Source organism: Duganella sp. LjRoot269, from assembly GCF_964254095.1.
Lineage (GTDB): Bacteria > Pseudomonadota > Gammaproteobacteria > Burkholderiales > Burkholderiaceae_D > Rugamonas > Rugamonas hordei.
The window spans coordinates 973,432-992,207 of record NZ_CAXUSL020000001.1 but is presented as its reverse complement, the minus strand read 5'-3'; the positions used below and the strand labels follow the sequence as shown (position 1 = coordinate 992,207).

General features: G+C 63.3%; 18 protein-coding genes. 5 read left to right on the top strand and 13 right to left on the bottom strand.

Annotation, left to right across the window (positions count from 1 at the left end; genetic code table 11):
• Positions 1 to 81 precede the first annotated feature (81 nt).
• The 4 genes from nudB to ACSQ3S_RS04325 all read right to left on the bottom strand — a co-directional run bounded on the left by nudB (position 82) and on the right by ACSQ3S_RS04325 (position 3,403).
• The gene (nudB, locus tag ACSQ3S_RS04340; RefSeq protein ID WP_436141656.1) at positions 82 to 540 is read right to left on the bottom strand and encodes a dihydroneopterin triphosphate diphosphatase; all 459 of its coding nucleotides are present in this window, start codon (positions 538 to 540) and stop codon (positions 82 to 84) included.
• Between the two features lie 48 nt (positions 541 to 588).
• On the bottom strand, positions 589 to 2,388 hold the full coding sequence (aspS, locus tag ACSQ3S_RS04335; RefSeq protein ID WP_176655515.1) for an aspartate--tRNA ligase: 1,800 nt from the start codon (positions 2,386 to 2,388) through the stop codon (positions 589 to 591).
• A 53-nt stretch (positions 2,389 to 2,441) separates the two neighbouring features.
• Positions 2,442 to 3,062: a DUF502 domain-containing protein gene (locus ACSQ3S_RS04330; RefSeq protein ID WP_176655329.1), complete on the bottom strand. Its 621-nt coding sequence runs from the start codon at positions 3,060 to 3,062 to the stop codon at positions 2,442 to 2,444.
• 62 nt (positions 3,063 to 3,124) lie between these two features.
• A complete protein-coding gene (locus ACSQ3S_RS04325; RefSeq protein ID WP_176655328.1) occupies positions 3,125 to 3,403 on the bottom strand; it encodes an FmdB family zinc ribbon protein in 279 nt (92 codons plus the stop codon).
• A 209-nt stretch (positions 3,404 to 3,612) separates the two neighbouring features.
• Between ACSQ3S_RS04325 and ACSQ3S_RS04320 the strand changes: the two genes are divergently transcribed.
• Positions 3,613 to 3,978 carry a YXWGXW repeat-containing protein gene (locus ACSQ3S_RS04320; protein WP_176655327.1) on the top strand — a complete coding sequence of 122 codons (366 nt, stop codon included), beginning with the start codon at positions 3,613 to 3,615 and terminating at the stop codon, positions 3,976 to 3,978.
• A gap of 3 nt (positions 3,979 to 3,981) precedes the next feature.
• Here the strand turns inward: ACSQ3S_RS04320 and ACSQ3S_RS04315 are convergent, their stop codons facing one another.
• From ACSQ3S_RS04315 to ACSQ3S_RS04275, 9 genes are all read right to left on the bottom strand, one after another.
• Positions 3,982 to 4,575: a methyltransferase domain-containing protein gene (locus tag ACSQ3S_RS04315; RefSeq protein WP_436141655.1), complete on the bottom strand. Its 594-nt coding sequence runs from the start codon at positions 4,573 to 4,575 to the stop codon at positions 3,982 to 3,984.
• A gap of 3 nt (positions 4,576 to 4,578) precedes the next feature.
• The gene (gene ubiB / locus ACSQ3S_RS04310) at positions 4,579 to 6,147 is read right to left on the bottom strand and encodes a ubiquinone biosynthesis regulatory protein kinase UbiB (protein WP_176655325.1); all 1,569 of its coding nucleotides are present in this window, start codon (positions 6,145 to 6,147) and stop codon (positions 4,579 to 4,581) included.
• On the bottom strand, positions 6,144 to 6,767 hold the full coding sequence (locus ACSQ3S_RS04305; RefSeq protein ID WP_413448772.1) for a ubiquinone biosynthesis accessory factor UbiJ: 624 nt from the start codon (positions 6,765 to 6,767) through the stop codon (positions 6,144 to 6,146). The genes ubiB and ACSQ3S_RS04305 overlap by 4 nt, the downstream gene beginning before the upstream one ends.
• A gap of 77 nt (positions 6,768 to 6,844) precedes the next feature.
• Entirely contained in the window at positions 6,845 to 7,759 is a 915-nt protein-coding gene (locus tag ACSQ3S_RS04300; protein WP_436141654.1) for a Tim44 domain-containing protein, read from the bottom strand.
• Positions 7,760 to 7,772: 13 nt separating this feature from the next.
• On the bottom strand, positions 7,773 to 8,507 hold the full coding sequence (gene ubiE / locus ACSQ3S_RS04295; protein ID WP_176655322.1) for a bifunctional demethylmenaquinone methyltransferase/2-methoxy-6-polyprenyl-1,4-benzoquinol methylase UbiE: 735 nt from the start codon (positions 8,505 to 8,507) through the stop codon (positions 7,773 to 7,775).
• Between the two features lie 106 nt (positions 8,508 to 8,613).
• Positions 8,614 to 9,039 (bottom strand): gamma-butyrobetaine hydroxylase-like domain-containing protein, encoded by a 426-nt coding sequence (locus ACSQ3S_RS04290; protein WP_436141653.1) that lies wholly within the window; start codon positions 9,037 to 9,039, stop codon positions 8,614 to 8,616.
• Positions 9,040 to 9,041: 2 nt separating this feature from the next.
• Positions 9,042 to 9,470: an HIT family protein gene (locus tag ACSQ3S_RS04285; protein ID WP_436141652.1), complete on the bottom strand. Its 429-nt coding sequence runs from the start codon at positions 9,468 to 9,470 to the stop codon at positions 9,042 to 9,044.
• Positions 9,470 to 13,501, bottom strand: a complete 4,032-nt coding sequence (locus ACSQ3S_RS04280) for a DUF3683 domain-containing protein (RefSeq protein ID WP_436141651.1) — start codon at positions 13,499 to 13,501, stop codon at positions 9,470 to 9,472. Before ACSQ3S_RS04280 ends, ACSQ3S_RS04285 begins: the two co-directional genes overlap by 1 nt.
• A 224-nt stretch (positions 13,502 to 13,725) precedes the next feature.
• Positions 13,726 to 14,217, bottom strand: coding sequence for a YqaA family protein (locus tag ACSQ3S_RS04275; RefSeq protein ID WP_413448776.1), 492 nt, complete (start codon positions 14,215 to 14,217; stop codon positions 13,726 to 13,728).
• Between the two features lie 261 nt (positions 14,218 to 14,478).
• On the opposite strand from ACSQ3S_RS04275, the gene ilvA reads away from it, so the two are divergent.
• The 4 genes from ilvA to hprK all read left to right on the top strand — a co-directional run bounded on the left by ilvA (position 14,479) and on the right by hprK (position 18,705).
• Positions 14,479 to 16,014 (top strand): threonine ammonia-lyase, biosynthetic, encoded by a 1,536-nt coding sequence (ilvA, locus tag ACSQ3S_RS04270; protein ID WP_436141650.1) that lies wholly within the window; start codon positions 14,479 to 14,481, stop codon positions 16,012 to 16,014.
• A gap of 62 nt (positions 16,015 to 16,076) precedes the next feature.
• Entirely contained in the window at positions 16,077 to 16,910 is an 834-nt protein-coding gene (gene queF, locus ACSQ3S_RS04265; RefSeq protein WP_436144991.1) for an NADPH-dependent 7-cyano-7-deazaguanine reductase QueF, read from the top strand.
• 329 nt (positions 16,911 to 17,239) lie between these two features.
• Entirely contained in the window at positions 17,240 to 17,722 is a 483-nt protein-coding gene (locus ACSQ3S_RS04260; protein WP_176655315.1) for a PTS sugar transporter subunit IIA, read from the top strand.
• A 47-nt stretch (positions 17,723 to 17,769) separates the two neighbouring features.
• Complete coding sequence (gene hprK / locus ACSQ3S_RS04255) at positions 17,770 to 18,705, top strand: HPr(Ser) kinase/phosphatase (protein WP_008444515.1); 936 nt, start codon at positions 17,770 to 17,772, stop codon at positions 18,703 to 18,705.
• Positions 18,706 to 18,776 lie beyond the last annotated feature (71 nt).

Here is an 18,776-nt window from a genome sequence, read left to right as displayed (position 1 = left end):
GGATCAGGCCACCAAGCGGGCCTATCCATCGATTCTATTCAAAAAAGTTGCCGATGAACAGGAAACTCGCAGCCTGAGCACCTAGCGGGCGTGCGCATATTGCCTTAGTTGCAATATGGCTTCGGCGTTGGAGAACGAAAAGCATTTGTCGGCCGCTTCCAGGTAGGGCAGCCAGATGTGGTTCAGGTGCTCGCGCGGGGCAAGGGTGATGGCGATGTCGCGCGGCACCTCGACGCTGAAGACGTGCTCGGTATTTTCCGTCACGCCCGGCGCGTAGCGGTGGCGCCAGACCGGATAGATCGTGTAGATGTTGGACAAGTGCCAGTCGCGCAGCACGATGCGCTCGCCGTCCGCGACGATGCCGGTTTCCTCGAACAACTCGCGCGCGGCCGTTTCCAGCAAGGGTTCGTCGACCGCGTCCAGCGAGCCGGTCACCGACTGCCAATAGCCGGGCCGGTCGGCGCGCTCGATCAGCAGCACTTGCAAATCGGCCGTGTGGATCACCACCAGCACCGAGACAGGGATCTTGTAGGGCTTCATAGTTCTGGTAAAAGAAAAGGCGCCGAAGCGCCCTTTCCATTGCAATAATCAGCTGGCCACTTTTGGCTCGGCCGTACGCAGGCGGATATGCAGTTCTTTCAACTGCTTCTCGTCCACTTCCGACGGCGCCTGGGTCAGCAGATCCTGGGCACGCTGGGTTTTCGGGAAGGCGATCACGTCGCGGATCGAATCGGACTTGGTCATCAGGGTCACGATACGGTCCAGGCCGAATGCCAGGCCGCCGTGCGGCGGCGCGCCGTACTGCAGCGCGTCGAGCAGGAAGCCGAACTTCAGGCGGGCTTCGTCGGCGTCGATCTTCAGCGCGCGGAACACTTTCGACTGCACTTCCTCCCGGTGGATACGGATCGAGCCGCCGCCCAGTTCCCAGCCGTTCAGCACCATGTCGTAGGCCTTGGCGATGCAGGCGCCCGGATTGCTTTCCAGCCAGTCTTCATGGCCGTCCTTCGGCGCGGTGAACGGATGGTGGGTCGCGGTCCAGCGGTCCGACTCTTCGTCGTATTCGAACATCGGGAAGTCGATCACCCACAGCGGCGCCCAGACGTCGTCGAACAGGCCGGCTTTCTTGCCGAATTCCGAGTGGCCGATCTTCACGCGCAGCGCGCCGATCGCGTCGTTGACCACCTTGGCCTTGTCGGCGCCGAAGAAGATCAGGTCGCCGTCTTCGGCGCCGGTCAGTTCCAGCACCTTGGCCAGGGCCGCGTCGTGCAGGTTCTTGACGATAGGCGATTGCAGGCCGTCGCGGCCCTTGGCCTTCTCGTTGACCTTGATGTAGGCCAGGCCGCGCGCGCCGTAGATGGCGACGAACTGGGTGTAGGCGTCGATTTCCGAACGTGGCATGTCGCCGCCCTTCGGCACGCGCAGGCCCACCACACGGCCGTTAGGCAGGTTGGCGGCGCCGGAGAACACCTTGAAGTCGACGTCCTTCATCACTTCGGTCAGGTCGGTGAACTCCAGCTTGACGCGCATGTCCGGCTTGTCCGAACCGTATTTGCCCATCGCCTCGGCGAAGTCCATCACCGGGAACGGGTTAGGCAGCTCGACGTTCATGGTGTTGCGGAACACCTTGCGGATCATGTCCTCGAACAGGTCGCGGATTTCCTGTTCGGTCAGGAACGAGGTTTCGCAGTCGATCTGGGTGAATTCCGGCTGGCGGTCGGCGCGCAGGTCTTCGTCGCGGAAGCACTTGGTGATCTGGTAGTAGCGGTCGAAGTTGGCCACCATCAGCAGCTGCTTGAACAGCTGCGGCGATTGCGGCAGCGCGAAGAAGTTGCCGGCGTTGACGCGCGACGGCACCAGGTAGTCGCGCGCGCCTTCCGGGGTCGACTTGGTCAGCATCGGGGTTTCGATGTCGATGAAGCCCAGGTCGTCGAGGTACTTGCGCACTTCCATCGTGACCTTGTAGCGCAGACGCAGGTTGTTCTGCATCTGCGGACGGCGCAGGTCCAGCACGCGGTGGGTCAGGCGGGTGGTTTCCGACAGGTTGTCGTCGTCCAGCTGGAACGGCACGGCCACGGAAGGGTTCAGCACTTCCAGCTGCGAGCAGACCACTTCGATCTTGCCGGACTTCAGGTTGGCGTTGACGGTGCCCGCCAGGCGATCCTTGACCACGCCGGTCACGCGCAGGCAGAACTCGTTGCGCACGGCTTCGGCGGCCTTGAACACTTCAGCCTGTTCCGGATTGCAAACGATCTGCACCAGGCCTTCGCGGTCGCGCAGGTCGATGAAGATCACGCCACCGTGGTCGCGGCGACGATGTACCCAGCCGCACAGGCTGACGGTTTGGCCAAGCAGCGCTTCAGTGGTGAGGCCGCAGTAGTGAGTACGCATTGAGGACATGTTTATTTCTCGGTTCAGGTTAGTGTTACTCAGTTGATCTTAATTTATTTGCTCGCGATTTCGATCGGGCGCGGCGCGTCTTCCGGCGCCACCACTCCCATCGACACGATGTACTTCAGGGCCGCATCGACGCTCATGTCGAGTTCGACCACATCCTTGCGCGCCAACATCAGGAAAAAGCCCGAGGTCGGATTCGGCGTCGTCGGCACGTACACGCTGACGTAGTCGCCCACCAGGTGGTTCTTGACGTCGCCGCCCGGCACGCCGGTCAGGAAGGCGATGGTGTACGAGTTCTGGTGCGGATACGGGATCAGCACGGCCTTGCGGAAGGCGTTGCCCGAGGACGAGAACAGCGTGTCCGACACCTGCTTGACGCTGGAATACAGCGAGCTGACGACCGGGATGCGCGTCAGCAGCTTTTCCCACAGCTTGACCACGTAGTTGCCGACCAGGTTGTTGGTCAGCAAGCCGGTCAGGAACACGATCAGCACGGTCAGCAAGGTGCCCAGGCCGGGAATATCGAAGCCGATCAGCGTGCGCGGCTGCCAGCGTTCCGGCACGAACAGCAGGGACTGGTCCATGGTGCTGATCACCAGGTTCAGCACCCAGGCGGTTATCGCCAGGGGCACCAGGATCAGCAAGCCGGTAATGAAATATTTACGCATCGATTACTCTTAGGGTGGGTGTGGCGGCGGTGCTTCAGTCGGCGCAATTCAGTCGGCGCATTTCAGTCCGATTTCGTGCCGGTGCCGGCGGCCGGCGCGGGGGCCGCAGCCGGCGCGTCCGTCTTGGCGCCGGTCGCGGTGCCGGTCGCCGGTGGCGTGCCGCCGCGGAAATCGGTCACATACCAGCCCGAGCCCTTCAACTGGAAGCCTGCAGCGGTCAGTTGTTTCTTAAACGACTCCTTGCCGCACTCTGGGCAAACAGTCAGCTGCGGGTCGGAAATCTTCTGCAAGACATCCTTGGCAAAACCACATGCCTCGCAGCGGTAAGCGTAGATCGGCATCTATTACTCCGCAAAAATCATCAAAACCCTGAATTATAAAGCTTTTTCCTGCCGGCTTGCCTGTTTCCTGTGGCTAAGCACCGATTTCCGCGCCCGAACCGCCGTCAAACAAGCTCGTCACTGACATCGCGCTTGTGCGACCGGCCGCACATACATCGGCAGCGGAACTCTTTATAACGGTCATACAACCTGTCAAGGAGGAGCTCAACATGATCAAGAAACTATTGCTTGCAGCCGCCATCGCGGCTTCCGCCGGTACCGTCACGCTGCCGGCGTCGGCCGCCGTCATCGTGGTCCAGACCGCGCCACCGCCGCTGCGCCATGAAGTGGTGCCGCCGCCCCGTCACGGCTATGTCTGGGCGCCAGGCTACTGGGACTGGCGCCACAATCGCCACGTCTGGGTCAAGGGTACCTGGGTGCGCGAGCGCCGCGGCTATGTCTACCACCAGCCGGCCTGGGAAGAGCGCAACGGCCGCTGGGAAATGACCCGCGGCAGCTGGGCCCGTGGCGACCGCGACCATGACGGCGTGCCGAACGGCGTCGACAACCATCCCAACAATCCGCGCCGCGATTAAGCGCTAGCGCCGACGCCAGACCATCCAGCGCTCCTTGCCGGCGAACACCGGTATCGAGTCGCTGACGGCGTCGTCGGCGATGCAGTCGAAATCCGCCCGCAGCAAAGCATCGAGCTCGCCGCGGGCGATGCCGAACGGCGGCCCCCTGCGGCCATCGTCGAAGAAGAAATAGCCGGCCAGCAGCGCGCCCGGAGCCAGCAATTGCGCCCACCGCGCCGCCACCTGCGGCCGCATCGCCGGCGGCAGCGCGCACAGGAAGGCGCGCTCATAAATCAGCTGCAATGGCCGCTCCGGCTGCCATTTAAAGAAGTCCGCCTCGACCACGCGCGCAGCGTGCCGGCCGGCTGCCGCCTTGCCCACCGCCACGGCGGACGGCGAGAAATCGATCGCCACCGCATCCCATCCCGCATCGGCCAGCAAGGCCAGCTCGTAGGCCGCGCCGCAGCCCGGTATCAAGGTGGTCAGCGGCGCGCTGGCGGCGGCAAAATCGCGCAAGGCTTGCGGCGCGCCGCCCCGGTCCCACGGCGTAAAGTTGCGCTCGAAGCGCTCGTCCCAGAACGCCGGCGACATCGGATCGCGCTGCTGGAAATCTGCCATGGCCTAGCCCAGATGATGCCAGCGCAGGTACAGCTGGAAACCCAATACCCCCAGGCCGAAGGCGCCGGCGAAATAAATCACAAAGCTCAGCAGGCGATTGGTGCGCTGCTGTTCGTGGATCAGCACTTTCATCAGCTCGGCATTGTCGGACGGCTTCTCGCCCTGCTGCTCCAGCGCGCGGTGCAGCAGGCGCGGCAGTTGCGGGATGATGTGGGTGTAGCGCGGCGCCTCGGCCTTCAGGCGCTGCCACATGCCCTGCCAGCCGACCTGTTCGGCCATCCAGTTTTCCAGGTAGGGCTTGGCGGTCTTCCACAGGTCCAGGTCCGGATCCAGCTGGCGGCCCAGGCCCTCGATATTGAGCAGCGTCTTTTGCAGCAGCACCAATTGAGGCTGCACTTCGACGTTGAAGCGGCGCGAGGTCTGGAACAGGCGCAGCAGTATCTGGCCGAAGGAGATGTCCTTCAGCGGACGGTCGAAGATCGGCTCGCAGCAGGCGCGCACGGCGGACTCCAGCTCGTCGACGCGGGTTTCCTTCGGCGCCCAGCCGGACTCGATGTGCGCCTCGGCCACGCGCTTGTAGTCGCGGCGGAAGAAGGCCAGGAAGTTCTGCGACAGGTAATCCTTGTCGAAGTCGTTGAGCGTGCCGACGATGCCGAAATCCAGCGCGATGTAGCGGCCGAAGGTCTCCGGCTCGATCGATACCAGGATGTTCCCCGGATGCATATCCGCATGGAAGAAGCCGTCGCGGAACACCTGCGTGAAGAAGATCTCGACGCCGTCGCTGGACAGCTTTTTCAAGTCCACGCCGGCCGCCTCCAGCCGGTCGATCTGCGACACTGGTATGCCGTGCATGCGCTCCATCACGATCACGCTGTTGGAGCAGTAATCCCAGTACATTTCCGGCACCAGCAGCAGCTTGGATTCGGCGAAGTTGCGGCGCAGCTGGCTGGCGTTGGCCGCCTCGCGCATCAGGTCCAGTTCGTCGTGCAGGTACTTGTCGAACTCGGCGACCACTTCGCGCGGCTTGAGGCGCTTGCTGTCGGCCCACACGCGGCCTATCCACTCGGCGGCGATGTGCATCAGCGCCACGTCCTCGTCGATGGATTTCTTCATGCCCGGACGCAGCACCTTGACCGCCACCTGCTTGCCGTCCCGCAGCGTGGCGAAATGCACCTGCGCGATCGACGCCGACGCCACCGGCGTGCGCTCGAAGGTGGCAAATAATTGATCTGGATGCGCCCCCAGCGATTTGCGGATCTGCGCGATCGCCAGGTCGGAGTCGAACGGCGGCACGCGATCCTGCAGGCGCGACAGCTCTTCCACCAGGTCCAGCGGAATCAGGTCGCGCCGGGTCGACAGCACCTGGCCGAACTTGACGAAGATCGGCCCCAGTTCCTCCAGCGCCATGCGCAGGCGCACGCCGCGCGGCGCCGACAGGTCGCGCCAGAAGATCACCGTGTCGATCAGCTTGGCGATGCGCGGCTTCTTCAGGCCGGACATGGCGATTTCATCGAGGCCGTAACGCACCGATACCCGCAGGATTTTCAGCAGGCGTAAGAATTTCAACATCATTGGGAGTCCAGTTTTTGTACCAATTTTTGTTCCAGTCTGGCCAAGCGCTTGGCGGCGCGCTCGACGTCGTCGCGCAGGCGCACCACGTCGGCCGAGAATTCCTCCACCGCCTGCGGACGGATCAGCACCGGCTGTTCATCGAGCAGGAATTCGGCCACGTTCTCGGCCAGCTTGCGGTGGCCGGTCTTGACCGCCTCGAACGCGGCGCGGGCGCCGGACACGGCGCGCACGGCGGCGATCGGGCCCACCAGTTTTTCCAGGTCGTATTCGGCTTCCCAGCGCAGCGACTTGCTCAAGTTGGAAATCGCGTTGGCGAATTCGGCGTCGCCCTCGATCTGCACGTAGGAAAACGCCCGCTCGCGGTTTTGCGCGATCAGCGGCAGGTCGGACAGCTTGACGCGGATGGTGACGCGGGCCGGCTCATCGGCCGGCGCCGCCGCCAGCATGCCGTCGGCCGTCACCAGCAGGCGCAGCACGGCGGCGCCGGTGTCGATGGCGGCGACCTTGCCGGCGTGGCGCAGCAGCTCCTGGCGCGCCCACGGCTCTTGCGCCAGCAGGTGGTTGATGGCGGCGCTGACCGGCGCGGCGGCGGAAAACTTGCTTAGGTTCGGTGAAATCATTCTTGAGCCGTTCAAAACAAAACCGCCCGGAAATACGGGCGGTCTTGATCTTACCAGTTTGCCGGGCGGGCCGGCGGTTATGCGAGCTGTTGAATACCGGCCAGCATCCAGCCGGTGGCGCCGGAAACCGGCTTCGACAGGTTCCACACTTCGTTGAACGGCTCGGCCAGCGCGTCCGGCGCCGGCTTGATGCTGCCGGTGAACTTGACGCTCGCCAGGTACTCGCTGCCGCTGGTCTCGATGCCCAGCAGCTCGGCGTCGATGGCGACGACGTCGGTGTAGTCCTTTTGCGCGCCGCGCTCGGTGATCTGCATCTTCAGCTCGGCAAACACCTCAGGCGTGGTGAATTCGCGGATATCGGCCACGTCGCCCTTGTCCCAGGCCGCCTGCAGGCGGATGAAATTGGACTTGGCCACGCGCAGGAACGACGGCGCGTCGAAATCGGCAGGCACGCCCCACGGGGTGTGCGCCACCGGCGCGGCGACTTGCGGTACCGGCTCGGGCTGCAGGCGCGAGCCGATTTCCGGCGTGGCGCCGCCTTGCGGCGGCATCGCATACACGTTCTGGCTGCCGCCGAACGCCGCCGCGGGCGTTTGCTGCTTGCCGCGGAACAGGCGCACGATGAAGAACACCACGCCGGCCAGCAGCGCCAACATGATCAGCGAGCCGAAGATGCCGCCCATCGCGCCACCCAGGCCAAAGTGCGAGAACAAGGCGCCCAGGCCCAGGCCCAGCAGCGCGCCGCCCAGGATGCCTTTCCATGGGCTGGCCGGCTTGGGCGGGATCGCGGCCGGCGGCGTGCCGGGAGCCGGCGCCGGAGCGGCCTGGCGCGGCGCCTGCTGCGGCGCGGCGGCCGGCGGCATGCGGCTGACGTTTTGCGACTGGCGTCCGATCGAACGGCCGCCGCCCATCGGACGGGCGGTCGCCTCGGCCAGCATGGACAGTGCGGACACGGCCAGCAAGGCGCCGATCAGGATTTTCTTGATGTTCATGGTGCTCCTATGACTACAGTTTGATACCGGTGTGTAAAGCGGCCACACCTGCCGTCAGGTTGTAATACGTTACGCGTTCCAGGCCCGCCGCTTCCATCATGGTCTTCAGCGTTTCCTGGTCCGGATGCATGCGGATCGACTCGGCCAGGTAGCGGTAGCTTTCGGCGTCGTTGGCGATCTTCTGGCCCATCCACGGCAGGATCTTGAACGAATAGAAGTCGTAAGGCTTCTGCAGCGGCTCGGCCACTTTCGAGAATTCCAGCACCAGCAGCTTGCCGCCCGGCTTCAGCACACGGCGCATTTCCGCCAGCGCCTGGTCCTTGTGGGTCATGTTGCGCAGGCCGAAGGCGACGCTGACGCGGTCGAAGTAATTGTCCGGGAATGGCAGCTTTTCGGCGTCGCACAACAAGGTGGGGGTCAACAGGCCGCGATTCAAGAGGCGGTCGCGGCCGACGCGCAGCATCGATTCGTTGATGTCGGTGAGCCAGACTTCGCCGGTCGGGCCGGCTTGCTTGGCGAACACCTTGGCCAGGTCGCCGGTGCCGCCGGCGATGTCCAGGCACTTGAAGCCGGGGCGCACGGCCGCGTTGGCGATGGTGAAGGTCTTCCACAGGCGGTGCAGGCCGGCCGACATGACGTCGTTCATGATGTCGTACTTGGCGGCGACAGAATGGAAAACCTTGGCGACTTCGCGGACTTTGTCGTCTTCCGCGACGGTTTTGTAACCGAAGTGAGTGGTATTGGTCATGGTAGGCAGGCCTGTTAGTTTGCCTGCATTATACAAGACGCTACCGTGCCTTTATGCGGGCACGTTTGATGCTGCCGCCAGCCTGGCCGCCTAAGCCGAACACGACTTAGTGCTTGTGGCCGCAGCCTTTGTGGTTGTGCGAACCGGGGCCGGTCAGCGTGACGCCGGTTTCGCGGCCGCTGTCGCCATCGAAGCCGGAGGCGTGCAGGCGGTCCATGTAATTGGCCCACAAGGCTTCTTTTTCATTGCCCAGCTTGTACAGGTAATCCCAGGTGTACAGCCCCGTGTTGTGGCCGTCCGTGAAGGTCGGCTGCACGGCGTAGTTGCCGACCGGGTCCATCGCCGCGATGCCCACTTCGCGCTTGCCCACTTGCAGCACTTCCTGTCCTTCCCCGTGCCCCTTCACCTCCGCCGACGGCGAATACACGCGCAGCAGTTCGAACGGGATGGAAAACGAGGCGCCATCGTCAAACTCGATGTCCAGCACCTTGGACTTGTTGTGGACGGTCAGGCCGGTCGGTTGCTTGCTCATGTTTATGTTTTCAGACGTTCGATAATGGCGGCATGCAAGGCCGGCAGCAAGGCGCGGCGCACGGCCAGCACCTCCGGCGACGACGCACGCAGCGCCACCGCCCACGTCGGGTTCGGGAAATGCGCGTCGTCCGCGTAGCGCGGTATCACGTGCCAGTGCACATGCGGCGTCATATTACCAAAACTGGCCAGGTTGATTTTTTCCGGCGCCATCACGGCGCGCTGCGCGGATTCCACCGCCCACACCACGTCCATCACGCGGCTGCGTTCGGCCGCCGACAAGTCCGTCATTTCCTTGACGTGGGCATGCCACACCACGCGCGTAAAGCCCGGATACTCCGCCTCGTCCACGGCGACCACCGACAATTGATGGTCGCCCCAGATCAGCGCCGGACCAGGCGCCTCAAGCAGCGTGCACAGATCGCAGGCCATTACACCAGCACCCGCTCGATGCCGCCGTCGTTGGCGCGCTTGACGTAGTCCGGCATCCAGTTCTCGCCCAGCAGGTGCTTGGCGATCTCGACCACGATGTAGTCGGCCGTGGTGCCGGCATCCTCGCTGTAGCGCGACACGCCGCCCAGGCAGGACGGGCAGCTGGTGAGGATTTTCACCTCGCCGGTGAAACCGTCGGCGCGCAGCTTGTCGGCGCCCTTGATCATTTCCTCTTCCTTGCGGAAGCGCACCTGCGTGGCGATGTCCGGACGCGACACCTGCAGCGTGCCGGAATCGCCGCAGCAGCGGTCGTTCTTCTCGATCTTGACGTTGTCCACCGTCGAGATCAGCGCGTTGATGGTCTTGCCCGACTCCTGCAGCTTCATCGGATTGTGGCAAGGCTCGTGGTACATATAGCGCGTGCCGTTGACGCCTTCCAGCTTGACCTGCTTTTCCAGCAGGTATTCATGGATGTCCATGATGCGGCAGCCCGGGAAGATCTTGTCGAACTCGTAGGTCGCCAGCTGGTCGTAGCAGGTGCCGCACGACACCAGCACGGTCTTGATGTCCAGGTAGTTGAGCGTGTTGGCCATGCGGTGGAACAGCACGCGGTTGTCCGTCATCATCTTCTCGGCCTTGTCGAACTCGCCGTTGCCGCGCTGTGGATAGCCGCAGCACAGGTAGCCGGGCGGCAGCACGGTCTGCACGCCGACTTCCCACAGCATGGCCTGCGTGGCCAGGCCCACTTGCGAGAACAAACGCTCCGAGCCGCAGCCGGGGAAGTAGAACACCGCTTCCGTATCGGCGTTGGTGGTCTGCGGATTGCGGATGATGGGGATGACCTTGTCGTCCTCGATATCGAGCAGCGCGCGCGCCGATTTCTTCGGCAGGTTGCCCGGCATTTTCTTGTTGATGAAGTGAATCACCTGCTCGCGCACCTTGGGCTTGCCCACGGTCGGCGGCGGCGCCTTGGTCTGCTTCTTGGCGAATTTCTTCAGCACGTCGTGGCCCAGGCGCTGGGCCTTGAAGCCCCAGTTGGACATCACCTGCCGGGTGGCGTTGATGGTGGTCGGGTCGGTCGCGTTCAGGAAGAACATGGTGGCCGACAGCGCCGGCTTGAAGCTCTTCTTGTCCATCTTGCGCAGCAGGTTGCGCATGTTCATCGACACCTCGCCGAAGTCGATATTGACCGGGCATGGAGTGACGCATTTATGGCAGACCGTGCAGTGATCGGCCACGTCCTCGAATTCTTCCCAGTGCTTGATCGAGATGCCGCGGCGGGTCTGCTCTTCGTACAGGAAGGCTTCGATCAGCGACGAGGTCGCCAGGATCTTGTCGCGCGGCGAGTACAGCAGGTTGGCGCGCGGGACATGCGTAGAGCAGACAGGCTTGCACTTGCCGCAACGCAGGCAGTCCTTGACGCTGTTGGCGATCTCGCCGATATCGCTTTGCTGCATGATCAGCGATTCGTGGCCCATCAGGCCGAACGACGGCGTATAGGCGTTGGACAAGTCCGCTTCCATGCCGGCCAGGTTCAGCAGCTTGCCCTTGTTGAAGCGGCCTTCCGGATCGACGCGCAGCTTGTAGTCGCGGAACGGGCCGATTTCTTCCTCGGTCAGGAATTCCAGCTTGGTGATGCCGATGCCGTGCTCGCCCGAAATGACGCCGTTGAGCGAACGGGCCAGCTTCATGATGCGCGCGACGGCCTGGTGCGCCAGCTGCAGCATCTCGTAATGGTCCGAATTGACCGGCAGGTTGGTGTGCACGTTGCCGTCGCCGGCGTGCATGTGCAGCGCCACGAACACGCGGCCGCGCAGCACGCGCTTGTGGATGGCGATGGCCTCGTCGAGGATCAGCTTGTAGGCGGCGCCGTTGAAGATCTGGCGCAGCTGGGCGCGGATTTCCTGCTTCCACGTGACGCGAATGGTGCGGTCCTGCACCACGTCAAACAGCGTCGCGTCGGCCTGCGTTTTCAGGCGTTCTTCGAACACCGGCAGCAGCCGCTCCATTCCCAGCGCGGCCAGTTCGCCAGTGACGGCAGCCAGCGGTTTGTCCAGTCCTGCCAGCAGATAGGTCCAGCGCGCCTCGACCTGCGCCAGCAGCGCTTGCGCCTGCTCCACGCGGTCGCCCAGCATTTCCTCGTCGCCCACGGCATCGTCGGCGTCGTCGCTCTTGCCGACCGGCAGATTGCCGGCGGCGAAGAACTGCTGCAACTCGTCGGTCAGCTGCAGCTTGTTCTTGATCGACAGCTCGATGTTGATGCGCTCGATGCCGTCGGTGTATTCGCCCATGCGGTTAAGCGGGATCACCACGTCTTCGTTGATCTTGAAGGCGTTGGTGTGCTTGGCGATGGCGGCGGTGCGGGCGCGGTCCAGCCAGAATTTCTTGCGCGCCTCGGCGCTGACGGCCACGAAGCCTTCGCCGACGCGGGTATTGGCGATGCGCACCACTTCCGACGCGGCCAGCGCGACCGCGTTTTCGTCGTCGCCGACGATGTCGCCGAACAGCGCCATCTTCGGCAACACGCCGCGCTTCGACTTGGTGGCGTAGCCGACCGCGCGCAGGTAGCGCTCGTCCAGGTGTTCCAGGCCGGCCAGGCGCAGCGAGCTGAATTGCTCGCCCTTGGCCGGCAGGCCGTCCAGGTAATCCTTGATCTCGACGATCGATGGAATCGCGTCGCGCGCCTGGCCGAAGAACTCCAGGCAGACGGTGCGCGCGAACTTCGGCATCTTGTGCAGGATCCAGCGGCCCGAGGTGATCAGGCCGTCGCAGCCCTCTTTCTGGATGCCCGGCAGGCCGGCCAGGAATTTGTCGGTGACGTCCTTGCCCAGGCCTTCCTTGCGGAACTTGCGGCCTTCGATTTCCAGGATCTCGGTCTTGAACGGATCGCCCTTGGCCTCGCCGCGCGCGGTCGGATGGGTCCATTCCAGCTTGAAGCGGGCCAGCGGCGTGTCGTGGATCTTCGACAGATTGTGGTCCAGGCGCGTCACTTCCAGCCAGTCGCCGTTCGGATCGACCATGCGCCATGAAGCCAGGTTATCCAGCGCGGTGCCCCACAGCACGGCCTTCTTGCCGCCCGCGTTCATCGCGATGTTGCCGCCGATGCAGGAAGCGTGGGCAGAGGTCGGATCGACCGCGAACACAAAGCCGGCCTTCTCGGCCGCTTCGGAAACCTTGTTGGTGATGACGCCGGCGCCGGTGTAGATGGTCGCGTATTCGCGGTCCAGGCCCGGCAGCACTTTCATTTCCACCGCGCCCATGTTGAGCAGCTTCTCGGTGTTGATGACGGCCGACATCGGCGTCAGCGGAATGGCGCCGCCGGTGTAGCCGGTGCCGCCGCCGCGCGGGATGATGGTCAGCCCCAGTTCGATGCAGCCCTTGACCAGGCCGGCCATTTCCTCTTCGGTGTCGGGCGTCAGCACGACGAACGGATATTCGACGCGCCAGTCGGTGGCGTCGGTCACGTGCGAGATGCGCTTCATGCCGTCGAAGCAGATGTTGTGCTTGTCGGTATAGCGGCCCAGTACCTTGTAGGTGCGCTTGCGCAGGTCGTAAGTCTGCTTGAATTCTTCGCCGAAATCGGCCACGGCCTTGCCGGCAGCGCGCAGCAGCTTGACCACGTTGGCGCTGCGCTGGCGCTGCGCCTCGTCGTCCGCGCCGTTGCCCACGCCTGCGCCGGTGTCGTCGACGGTCAGGCGGCGCTTGTCCACCTCGGCCAGGCGGTGATGCAGCGCGGCGATCAGTTCCTGGCGGCGTTTCGGGTTGTCCAGCAGGTCGTCCTGCAGGTAGGGATTGCGGCGTACCGCCCAGATATCGCCCAGCACTTCATACAGCATGCGGGCCGAACGGCCGGTCTGGCGCGCGCCGCGCAATGCATCAAGCAAGCTCCACGATTCCTCGCCCAGCAGCCGGATGACGATCTCGCGATCGGAAAACGACGTGTAGTTGTAAGGAATTTCACGAAGGCGCGTCGCCTCCGGACCGTGGGGCGTTTCCGCCATCAAAGCTTGGATTTGTGCAGGGGCATTCATTGTGCGATTGGACTTGTAGACTGAACCCGGGAGGGCCATTCTAGCGTATTGCGGCGCACCACGCCGGAACAGCCTTAGGCCGCCAAGGGGCTATCGGTAACGCTCGCACCCACCAGAAATTCGAAAATCTTCCGACTTAGTGGCATATAAGGGGGAATACCAATTATAAAACTGAATGAAATTTAAGCGGAGGCGCTTCTGGCAATATGATAGATTGCACCAAATTAGCCCAGCATTTGGCCGATCCGGTGCCATACGCCGTCCGGCACGTACAACAGCAGCGTGGTCATGGTCAGGTAGCGCAGCAGTTTTCCGACCGCCATATAGGCGATGCTGGGCCAGAACGGCAGCCTGAGCCAGCCGCCCAAGGTGCACAGCGGATCGCCGATGCCGGGCAGCCAGGCCAGCAGCATGGTCTTGGCGCCGTAGCGCTCCAGCCAGTGGAACCAGCGGCTCTTGCGCTCCTTGGCGAAGGTTTGCTTGGCCTGGTAGCCCATCCAGTAGTCGACGGCGCCGCCCAGCGTGTTGCCGACGGTGGCGACGCCGATGGCGCTCCAGAAGACGGCGGGATTGGCCTTGATCACCGCGAACACGGCCGGTTCTGAGCCCAGCGGCAGCAAGGTGGCGGAGATGAAACTGATGATAAAGACCGAAGTCAGGCCCACTTCCGGCGCCGCCAATACGTGCAGCAGCCAGGCAATTGCAGATTCGATCATCGGTTTCTTTGAGCGGGAGGAAAGGTGTCCATTATAATGAAGCACACACCGCACGCTTGAACAGTCCGGTCGCGCGCCCATCCGCGCGCGGCCGCGCCCCTGCTCCACCCGGTCACCCGCCGGATAGTTAGCATCGAACGAGAATCCGGGGGCGGAAAAGCGGGGTCAGTTCCGGCAATCTGCCACGTGTGGCAGATTGCCGGAACTGACCCCGCTTTTCCCCCCCGGGTTTGAGCCCTGGAATCACTTTGTTTGCAGACTATGACTATCGACTATCTGAAGAAAACCTTGACCGCGCGCGTCTACGACGTCGCTACTGAAACCCCGCTGGAACTCGCGCCGACGCTGTCGCAGCGTTTCGAGAACCGAATTTATTTCAAGCGCGAGGACATGCAGAGCGTGTTCAGCTTCAAGATTCGTGGCGCCTACAACAAGATGGCCCACCTGAGCGAAGCCCAGCGCAAGCGCGGCGTGATCTGCGCCTCGGCCGGCAATCACGCCCAGGGCGTGGCGCTGTCGGCTGCGCGCATGGGTTGCCGCGCCGTCATCGTGATGCCGACCACCACCCCGCAAGTGAAGGTGGAGGCGGTCAAGGCGCGCGGCGGCGCCGAAGTCGAAGTCGTGCTGCACGGCGAATCCTATACCGATGCCTACAACCACGCGCTGATGCTGGAGCAGGAGCAGAAGCTGACCTTCGTGCACCCGTTCGACGACCCGGACGTCATCGCCGGCCAGGGCACCATCGGCATGGAAATCCTGCGCCAGCATTCCGGCCCTATCCACGCCATCTTCGTGCCGATCGGCGGCGGCGGCCTGATTTCCGGCATCGCCGCGTATGTCAAGCAGATCCGCCCGGACATCAAGATCATCGGCGTGCAAAGCCTTGATTCGGACGCCATGGCGCGCAGCGTCAAGGCCGGCGAGCGCGTCACCCTGTCCGACGTCGGCCTGTTCGCCGACGGCACCGCGGTGCGCCTGGTGGGTGAGGAAACCTTCCGCCTGGTGCAGCAGTACGTGGACGACATCATCCTGGTCGACACCGACGCCATCAGCGCGGCGATCAAGGATGTGTTCAGCGATACGCGCTCGATCCTGGAGCCGTCCGGCGCGCTGGCCGTGGCCGGCGCCAAGGCCTACGTGGAGCGCGCAGCGCTGACCAAGGATCCGATCCGGAACGAAACGCTGATCACCATCTGCAGCGGCGCCAACATGAACTTCGACCGCCTGCGCTTCGTCGCCGAGCGCGCCGAGCTGGGCGAGGCGCGCGAGGCGGTGTTCGCCGTCACGCTGCCGGAACAACGCGGCAGCTTCAAGCGCTTCTGCGCGCTGGTCGGCCCGCGCAACGTGACCGAGTTCAACTACCGCATCAGCGACAAGGACGAGGCCCACGTGTTTGTCGGCGTGCAGATCGCCGACCGCGGCGAATCGAGCGCGCTGGCGCGCACCTTCGAGCAGAACGAGTTCCGGACGCTGGACCTGACGCACGACGAGCTGGCCAAGGCGCACATCCGCCACCTGGTCGGCGGCAAGAGCACGCTGGCCAAGGACGAGCTGCTGTACCGCTTCGAGTTCCCCGAGCGTCCGGGCGCGCTGATGCGCTTCCTGAACTCGATGGCGCCGAACTGGAACATCTCGCTGTGCCACTACCGCAGCCAGGGCGGCGACGTCGGCCGCATCCTGATCGGCCTGCAGGTGCCGTCCGAGGAAATGGGCCAGTTCGCGCAGTTCCTGACCACGCTGGGCTACCGCTACTGGGACGAGAGCGCCAATCCCGTGTACAAGCTGTTCCTGGGCTAAACGCAGCACGACGGCATGGTTTGCGCTACCATGCCGTCCTTCACCGAAACACCATGATCGCCATGACCAACTCCGTCGACCTGTCCCCGCTGGGAAAAACCTCCGCCTACCGCACCGATTACGCGCCGGAACTGCTGTTCCCGATCGCGCGCCAGGGCAAGCGCGACGAGCTGGGCCTGACCGGCACGCTGCCGTTCTTCGGCGTCGACATCTGGAACGCCTACGAGATTTCGTGGCTGAACCAGCGCGGCAAGCCACAGGTGGCGATCGCCCGCATCACCGTGCCGGCCGATTCGCCCAACATCATCGAATCGAAATCCTTCAAGCTGTACCTGAACTCGTTCAACCAGACCCGCCTCGACAGCGTGGTCGCGCTGAAGACGCTGCTGCAGCAGGACTTGTCGAACGGCTTCGGCGCCACGGTGCACATTTCAATCACGCAGCCGGAAGAATTCGGCATGGTGGAGATGGGCGAACTGGACGGCCTGCTGCTGGACCGCCTCGACATCGAAGTCGACCACTACAGCCCGACGCCGGACATCCTCAAGGCCGCCCTCGACGAAGAGCCGGTCGAGGAAAAGCTGATCTCGCATCTGCTCAAATCGAACTGCCTGGTCACCGGCCAGCCGGACTGGGCCAGCGTGCAGATCCACTACGCCGGTCCGCAGATCGACCAGGAAAGCCTGCTCAAATACCTGATCGGCTTCCGCGAGCACAACGAATTCCACGAGCAGTGCGTCGAGCGCATCTTCACCGACATCCTGCGCCAGTGCCAGCCGCAGCAGCTGGCCGTGTACGCCCGCTACACCCGCCGCGGCGGCCTCGACATCAATCCGTGGCGCAGCAACTTCAGCACCGCACAGAAACCACCCAATCTTCGTGGCGCACGTCAATAAAGCCCTCTTTTTCTTCGATCAAACCGGAAAAATCAGGCGTATGATGTGCATATGGCGTGCAGAGTTGCGTCATACGGCCACAACGGCCTGAAAACGCGCAAAAATCGGAAATTTGCCCCAGACCCTGGCAAAAAACCGGCGTTTTCCGAGATTTCTATTCAGAAATAGCGATTCCTTTCTTTGATGCATTTCAAGTCCAGCCCGCGCGTCGGCTGGCGGACATAAACGCAATGACAGGCGCGAGCGATTTCATGTTACATGGCGCAGAAACAAGCCTATAATTCTGCTCGCATGCCACCTTTGTGCGTTGCAACATTTTATGTCGTGTTATGAACAACCTTAGCAAAATACTCTCACTTGAAAATGTCTTGCTCGACCTGGAAGTTTCCAGCAAGAAGCGCGCTTTCGAGCAAGCCGGCCTGATTTTTGAAAACAACTGCGGCATCGCCCGCTCCACCGTCTCGGACAACCTGTTCGCGCGCGAGCGCCTCGGTTCGACCGGACTGGGCCACGGGGTGGCGGTTCCGCACGGCCGCATCAAGGGCATGAAGAGCCTGAAGTCGCCGCTGGCGGCGTTTGTGCGCCTGGCCGAGCCGATTCCGTTCGAGTCGCCCGACGGCAAGCCGGTCAACCTGCTGTTCTTCCTGCTGATCCCCGACCACGTCACCCAGCAGCACCTGGAAATCCTGTCGGAGATCGCCGAAATGTTCTCCGACGACGCCTTCCGCACCGCGCTGAGCACGGACACGGAACCGAAGTCGGTACACTCGCGCATCATCAACTGGATGCCCAGCCTGCAAGCAGCCGGGTGAGATAGGTTAAACTAAGGTCTAGTCCAACCTATTCCTTAAAGACACCCATGCTGCAAACTCCGCTGACGATACAAAGGCTTTACGACGACAATCGCGAAAGTTTGCAGCTAGGCTGGTTCGCCGGCTTCCCCGGCGGCGAACGCCTGATCTCCGGCGACGTCGCTTCGGCCGCCGACCAGGTCGGCCACCTGAACACCATCCACCCGGGCCGCATCCAGGTCTTCGGGCACCAGGAAATCAATTACTACCAGCGTTTGAAATCGCTGACGCGCGCCCACGTCATCGGCGAGCTGATCGCCGGCGGCCCGCCGGCGCTGATCATCGCGCAGGGCCTGGAAACGCCGCCCGACATCCTCGCCATCTGCGACGAAAAAAACATCCCGCTGTTCTCGACGCCGTTGCCGGCCGCACAGGTGATCGACTTCCTGCGCGTCTACCTGTCGAAGAAACTGGCGCAACGCATCATCATGCACGGCGTGTTCATGGACGTGCTGGGCGTGGGCGTGCTGATCACCGGCGACTCCGGCCTCGGCAAGAGCGAGCTGGGCCTGGAGCTGATTTCGCGCTCGCACGGCCTGGTGGCCGACGATGCGGTGGAGTTCTCGCGCATCGCGCCGAACATGATCGAGGGCCGCTGCCCCGCCCTGCTGCAGAACCTGCTGGAAGTGCGCGGGCTGGGCCTGCTGGACATCAAGGCCATCTTCGGCGAGACCGCCGTGCGCCGCAAGATGCGCCTGAAGCTGATCGTGCACCTGGTGCGGCGCGGCGCGGCCGACGAGGAAGTGGAGCGCCTGCCGTTCCAGTTCCCGACCGAGGACGTGCTGGGCCTGCCGATCCGCAAGGTGGTGATCCCGGTGGCGGCCGGCCGCAACATCGCGGTGCTACTGGAGGCCGCCGTGCGCAATACCATCCTGCAATTGCGCGGCATCGACACGCTGCAGGAATTCATGGAACGGCAACGCCAAGCAATGAGCGGAGATTGAAATGCAGCAAAGATTGAATGTTGCTAAGGAGTTGCGCCATGCATGGCGCAACCGTTCCGCAGGCGCGGAGC

Excerpts from the sequence above, each read along its gene's own strand:
- nudB (WP_436141656.1), bottom strand. The coding sequence starts at position 540 with ATGAAGCCCTACAAGATCCCTGTCTCGGTGCTGGTGGTGATCCACACG.
- aspS (WP_176655515.1), bottom strand. The coding sequence starts at position 2,388 with ATGCGTACTCACTACTGCGGCCTCACCACTGAAGCGCTGCTTGGCCAA.
- ACSQ3S_RS04330 (WP_176655329.1), bottom strand. The coding sequence starts at position 3,062 with ATGCGTAAATATTTCATTACCGGCTTGCTGATCCTGGTGCCCCTGGCG.
- ACSQ3S_RS04325 (WP_176655328.1), bottom strand. The coding sequence starts at position 3,403 with ATGCCGATCTACGCTTACCGCTGCGAGGCATGTGGTTTTGCCAAGGAT.
- ACSQ3S_RS04320 (WP_176655327.1), top strand. The coding sequence starts at position 3,613 with ATGATCAAGAAACTATTGCTTGCAGCCGCCATCGCGGCTTCCGCCGGT.
- ACSQ3S_RS04315 (WP_436141655.1), bottom strand. The coding sequence starts at position 4,575 with ATGGCAGATTTCCAGCAGCGCGATCCGATGTCGCCGGCGTTCTGGGAC.
- ubiB (WP_176655325.1), bottom strand. The coding sequence starts at position 6,147 with ATGATGTTGAAATTCTTACGCCTGCTGAAAATCCTGCGGGTATCGGTG.
- ACSQ3S_RS04305 (WP_413448772.1), bottom strand. The coding sequence starts at position 6,767 with ATGATTTCACCGAACCTAAGCAAGTTTTCCGCCGCCGCGCCGGTCAGC.
- ACSQ3S_RS04300 (WP_436141654.1), bottom strand. The coding sequence starts at position 7,759 with ATGAACATCAAGAAAATCCTGATCGGCGCCTTGCTGGCCGTGTCCGCA.
- ubiE (WP_176655322.1), bottom strand. The coding sequence starts at position 8,507 with ATGACCAATACCACTCACTTCGGTTACAAAACCGTCGCGGAAGACGAC.
- ACSQ3S_RS04290 (WP_436141653.1), bottom strand. The coding sequence starts at position 9,039 with ATGAGCAAGCAACCGACCGGCCTGACCGTCCACAACAAGTCCAAGGTG.
- ACSQ3S_RS04285 (WP_436141652.1), bottom strand. The coding sequence starts at position 9,470 with ATGGCCTGCGATCTGTGCACGCTGCTTGAGGCGCCTGGTCCGGCGCTG.
- ACSQ3S_RS04280 (WP_436141651.1), bottom strand. The coding sequence starts at position 13,501 with ATGAATGCCCCTGCACAAATCCAAGCTTTGATGGCGGAAACGCCCCAC.
- ACSQ3S_RS04275 (WP_413448776.1), bottom strand. The coding sequence starts at position 14,217 with ATGATCGAATCTGCAATTGCCTGGCTGCTGCACGTATTGGCGGCGCCG.
- ilvA (WP_436141650.1), top strand. The coding sequence starts at position 14,479 with ATGACTATCGACTATCTGAAGAAAACCTTGACCGCGCGCGTCTACGAC.
- queF (WP_436144991.1), top strand. The coding sequence starts at position 16,077 with ATGACCAACTCCGTCGACCTGTCCCCGCTGGGAAAAACCTCCGCCTAC.
- ACSQ3S_RS04260 (WP_176655315.1), top strand. The coding sequence starts at position 17,240 with ATGAACAACCTTAGCAAAATACTCTCACTTGAAAATGTCTTGCTCGAC.
- hprK (WP_008444515.1), top strand. The coding sequence starts at position 17,770 with ATGCTGCAAACTCCGCTGACGATACAAAGGCTTTACGACGACAATCGC.